The sequence below is a fragment of the Campylobacter sp. TTU-622 genome (genome assembly GCF_016598965.1).
GTDB lineage: Bacteria > Campylobacterota > Campylobacteria > Campylobacterales > Campylobacteraceae > Campylobacter_D.
Genome location: NZ_JAENKR010000098.1, coordinates 1 through 4,320 on the forward strand (window position 1 = coordinate 1; position 4,320 = coordinate 4,320).

Annotated in this window: 7 protein-coding genes and 1 pseudogene; all 8 read left to right on the top strand. The window is 30.0% G+C overall.

Annotated elements, in window-relative coordinates:
* The first annotated feature begins 41 nt into the window (after positions 1 to 41).
* Entirely contained in the window at positions 42 to 1,508 is a 1,467-nt protein-coding gene (gene ccoN, locus JG677_RS07235; protein ID WP_200169862.1) for a cytochrome-c oxidase, cbb3-type subunit I, read from the top strand.
* Between the two features lie 9 nt (positions 1,509 to 1,517).
* Positions 1,518 to 2,183 (top strand): cytochrome-c oxidase, cbb3-type subunit II, encoded by a 666-nt coding sequence (gene ccoO, locus JG677_RS07240; protein WP_200169863.1) that lies wholly within the window; start codon positions 1,518 to 1,520, stop codon positions 2,181 to 2,183.
* 5 nt (positions 2,184 to 2,188) lie between these two features.
* Positions 2,189 to 2,452, top strand: coding sequence for a cytochrome c oxidase, cbb3-type, CcoQ subunit (locus JG677_RS07245; RefSeq protein WP_200169864.1), 264 nt, complete (start codon positions 2,189 to 2,191; stop codon positions 2,450 to 2,452).
* Positions 2,452 to 3,318, top strand: a complete 867-nt coding sequence (locus JG677_RS07250; protein ID WP_200169865.1) for a c-type cytochrome — start codon at positions 2,452 to 2,454, stop codon at positions 3,316 to 3,318. Before JG677_RS07245 ends, JG677_RS07250 begins: the two co-directional genes overlap by 1 nt.
* Entirely contained in the window at positions 3,318 to 3,539 is a 222-nt protein-coding gene (locus JG677_RS07255) for a DUF4006 family protein (protein ID WP_200169866.1), read from the top strand. Before JG677_RS07250 ends, JG677_RS07255 begins: the two co-directional genes overlap by 1 nt.
* On the top strand, positions 3,532 to 3,633 hold the full coding sequence (locus JG677_RS08885) for a hypothetical protein (RefSeq protein WP_234126382.1): 102 nt from the start codon (positions 3,532 to 3,534) through the stop codon (positions 3,631 to 3,633). The genes JG677_RS07255 and JG677_RS08885 overlap by 8 nt, the downstream gene beginning before the upstream one ends.
* Positions 3,630 to 4,220, top strand: a complete 591-nt coding sequence (locus JG677_RS07260; protein ID WP_200169867.1) for a hypothetical protein — start codon at positions 3,630 to 3,632, stop codon at positions 4,218 to 4,220. Before JG677_RS08885 ends, JG677_RS07260 begins: the two co-directional genes overlap by 4 nt.
* Positions 4,213 to 4,320 (top strand): annotated as a pseudogene (locus tag JG677_RS08890) (FixH family protein); the annotation flags it as partial. The gene JG677_RS07260 and the pseudogene JG677_RS08890, both read left to right, overlap by 8 nt.

Below are 4,320 nucleotides of genomic sequence, written 5' to 3' on the forward strand. Positions count from 1 at the left end.
ATTTTATAATAATTAATTATTAAAAATTCTAAGGAGAATTGATGCATCCAGGTAATATGTTAAATTACGATTATACGGTTGCTAAATATTTTATGTTTACTACTATAATTTTTGGGATAGTTGGAATGGCTATAGGAACTCTAATAGCTTTTCAAATGGCATATCCTAATTTAAATTATTTAGCAGGAGAATATGCTACATTTTCAAGATTAAGACCTTTGCATACTTCAGGGGTTATCTTTGGTTTTATGCTTTCTGGTATTTGGGCAACTTGGTATTATATAGGACAACGTGTTCTTAAAGTTAGTATGGCAGAATCTCGTTTTTTAATGGCTATAGGTAAAATACATTTTTACCTCTATGTTTTAACTATGCTTATTGCCATTATTTCTTTATTTGCGGGAGTTACAACTTCTAAAGAATATGCTGAACTTGAATGGCCACTTGATATTATGGTTGTTTTAGTTTGGGTCTTGTGGGGTGTTAGTATTTTTGGTCTTATTGGAATTCGTAGAGAAAAAACCCTTTATATATCTCTTTGGTATTATATTGCAACCTTCTTAGGTATAGCAATGCTTTATCTCTTTAACAATATGGCTGTTCCTACATATTTTGTTTCTGGTATGGGAAAATGGTGGCATAGTGTTTCTATGTATGCTGGAACAAACGATGCTTTAGTTCAATGGTGGTATGGGCATAATGCAGTTGCTTTTGTCTTTACTGTAGGAATTATTGCTCAAATTTATTATTTTTTACCAAAAGAAAGTGGACAACCTATTTTTTCTTATAAACTTTCTTTATTTGCATTTTGGGGCTTAATGTTTGTTTATCTTTGGGCTGGAGGACACCATTTGCTTTATTCTACTGTTCCTGATTGGATGCAAACTATGGGTTCTATTTTTTCTGTTATACTTATATTACCTTCTTGGGGATCAGCGATTAATATTTTACTTACTATGAAAGGTGAATGGGAGCAATTAAGAGAAAGTCCATTGATTAAATTTATGATTCTTGCTTCAACCTTTTATATGTTTTCAACGCTTGAAGGTCCTATTCTTTCTATAAAATCTGTAAATGCTTTAGCTCATTTTACTGATTGGATTCCTGGCCATGTTCATGATGGAACATTAGGTTGGGTTGGTTTTATGACTATGGCAGCACTTTATCATATGACTCCTAGAATTTTTAAAAGAGAGCTTTATAGCAAATCTTTAATGGAGGCTCAATTTTGGATACAAACAATAGGAATTGTGCTTTATTTTAGTTCGATGTGGATAGCAGGTATTACACAAGGAATGATGTGGAGAGCTACTGATGAATACGGAAATCTTCTTTATGCTTTTATAGATACTGTTGAGGCTATTATTCCTTATTATTGGATTAGAGCTATTGGAGGATTATTGTATTTGGTAGGATTTTTTATGTTTGTTTATAATATTTATAAATCAATTACTTGTGGCAAAGTGCTCAATAAAGAGCCTAAAAATGCTTCACCTATGGCAATATAAGGAGAAAAAATGTTTAGTTGGTTAGAAAAAAATCCATTCTTTTTTGCTGTAGCGGTTTTCATTGTAATTGCTTATGCTGGAATCATAGAAGTTTTACCAAATTTTGCAGAAAGTGCAAGACCAATTGAGGGTAAAAAACCTTATTCTGTTTTACAACTTGCAGGAAGAGCGATTTATATTAAAGAAAGTTGTAATGCATGTCATTCTCAGCTTATTCGTCCTTTCAAGTCTGAAACAGATCGTTACGGGATGTATTCTTTAAGCGGTGAATTCGCTTATGATAGACCTTTTCTTTGGGGATCAAAAAGAACAGGACCAGATCTTGCACGTGTAGGGAATTATAGAACTACAGATTGGCATGAAAATCATATGTTAGATCCAACTTCCGTGGTTCCTGGATCTATTATGCCTTCTTATAAACATATGTTTACTAATGATGCAGATATAGAAACAGCTTATGCTGAAGCTTTAACTGTTAAAAAAGTTTTTAATGTTCCTTATGATAAAGAAGGACAAACTAAACTTGGAACTTGGGAAGAAGCGCAAGAAGAAGTTAAACTTGAAGCTAAGAGTATAGTAGATGAGATGAAAGATCAAGAAGTAAAAGATGCTTTTGCTAGAGGGGAAATAAAAGAAATTGTAGCTTTAATTGCTTACTTAAATAGTTTAAAGTAAAAATTATGAAAGATTTAATAATAATATTTGATGTTTTTAAAAATCTTATTACTTTTAACTTATCTGCCATTTCTAAGTCTGAATGGCAGATTTTTCAAGGTTATGGATTTTTTGTATTTGTTGTTTTTTTAGCTATTGTTTTGTATGCATATTATTTTCATCTTTATAAAAAAGAAAAGATAGGCGAAAGAAATTATGAACAATATGCAAAACTTGCTTTGAATGATGATATTAATGATAGTGTTTTAGAAAGTAAAAGGAGTGCTTAATGCAATGGTTAAATTTAGAAGATAATATTAATCTTTTATCTTTAATAGGTGCAATCTTAATTATTTTAATTACTTTAATAGTTGTAAATAGAATTTTTAAGCAAATTAAAGAGAAAAAGAAAGAAGATTTGGAATTAAGTGAGCATAGTTGGGATGATATAAAAGAATATAAAAATAATATTCCTATAGGATGGTTAGTTGTTTATGTTTTAACTATTGTTTGGGGTATATGGTATTTTTTATGGGGGTATCCTTTAAATTTGTATTCAAGAATAGGTGAATATAACGAAGAAGTAGCTTTACATAATGCTAAATTTGAAGAAAAATTTAAAAATTTAAGCGAACAAGATAGAATCACTATGGGTGAGAATATATTTTTAGTCCAATGTGCAGCATGTCACGGAATTACAGCAGATGGAATGAATGGAAAAGCTCAAAATTTAAATATCTGGGGTTCAGAAGAAGGTATAGTTGAAACAATAAAAACTGGATCTAAAGGAATGAATTTTTCAGGTGGAGAAATGCCAGCTGCTTCTGATTTAGGCATAGAAGATGAGGATATAAAAGCAATTGCTGCTTATGTTGCTAAAGAGCTTTCTGCTATTAAAAAAACAAGTAATGAAGATTTAGTAGCAAAAGGCAAAGAAGCTTATGCAAGTTGTGCAGCATGTCACGGAGAAGATGGAAAAGGACAAGATGGAGCTTTTCCTGATCTAACAAAATATGGTTCAGCTTCTTTTGTTGTAGATGTGTTAAATAGCGGTAAAAAAGGTTTTATTGGTTCTATGCCATCATTTCCATCTTTAAATGATATTCAAAAACAAGCCGTTGGTGAATATGTAATTTCTCTTTCAAGGGGTGAATAATGGAAAATATAAAAAGATCAGTATTTTCATTATCTGGAGTAAGTGGTTTATTGATTGCAACTTTACTTTTAATTATCATTTTAGTTGTTCTTACGATATGGGGGATTAAAGCGCAACAAGAAGTTATGCAAAAACCATATACTTTGAAAAATACACAAGAAATTAAAATGCTAGGTTCTAAGGTTGAAGATTTTAAAGCAATAAAGGAAAATAATGAATAAGGTTTTAGAATATTTAGTGGTTATTGGTCTTTTTGTTACAGCGGCTATTACAGCTTGGTCTGTTTTAAGTATCAATCATCTTAATATAGGATGAGAGTACTTTTAAAAGGCATTTTTTTTGCCTTTTTATTCTTTTTTCCTTATAAAATTTTTGCTTTTGATGCAATTATTTTAAATGAAAATGTTTTAAATGATAAAGTGATTAAAGAAATAAATCTTATAGGAAAAGAGCTTTATGATAAAACAGGTATTTTCGTAGGTGTTGCTATAGCAGATCAAACCCCTTTTGAAGACTTATTTAAACTTCAAGAACAGCTTGTTAAACCCAATGTTTTATTAATGCTTTCAAAAATTTCACATAAAGTTGATATTATAGGAACTAAAGATTCTTTGCTTTTTTTTGATAAAAATAAGGTTTTAAGTCCTTATCCTAGCACAGGAACTATATTGCCCATTCTTGTTTCTAATAAAGGAAAAGATATTTATAACGCTGCTGTTTTAAATGGATATGCTGATATTTGTGATAAAATCGCAAAATATTTCAATCTAGAGCTTGAAAATTCTATAGGCAATGCAAATCGTGATACTATAAATATTTTAAGAATTTTAATTTATGGGTTTATTTGTTTTTCATTGCTTTATTTTGTGCAAAGAAAAATGAAGAGGAAGAAAAATGGTTAAAAAAACTTTTTGGCCTTATGGAATTTTACTTTCTATATTAGCTATTGTTATAGCTTGTATTGCAACAATCATTATAGCAAGTGATTATCCTGTATATGAG

Coding starts and splice junctions, on each gene's coding strand:
- ccoN (WP_200169862.1), top strand. CDS start 42: ATGCATCCAGGTAATATGTTAAATTACGATTATACGGTTGCTAAATAT.
- ccoO (WP_200169863.1), top strand. CDS start 1,518: ATGTTTAGTTGGTTAGAAAAAAATCCATTCTTTTTTGCTGTAGCGGTT.
- JG677_RS07245 (WP_200169864.1), top strand. CDS start 2,189: ATGAAAGATTTAATAATAATATTTGATGTTTTTAAAAATCTTATTACT.
- JG677_RS07250 (WP_200169865.1), top strand. CDS start 2,452: ATGCAATGGTTAAATTTAGAAGATAATATTAATCTTTTATCTTTAATA.
- JG677_RS07255 (WP_200169866.1), top strand. CDS start 3,318: ATGGAAAATATAAAAAGATCAGTATTTTCATTATCTGGAGTAAGTGGT.
- JG677_RS08885 (WP_234126382.1), top strand. CDS start 3,532: ATGAATAAGGTTTTAGAATATTTAGTGGTTATTGGTCTTTTTGTTACA.
- JG677_RS07260 (WP_200169867.1), top strand. CDS start 3,630: ATGAGAGTACTTTTAAAAGGCATTTTTTTTGCCTTTTTATTCTTTTTT.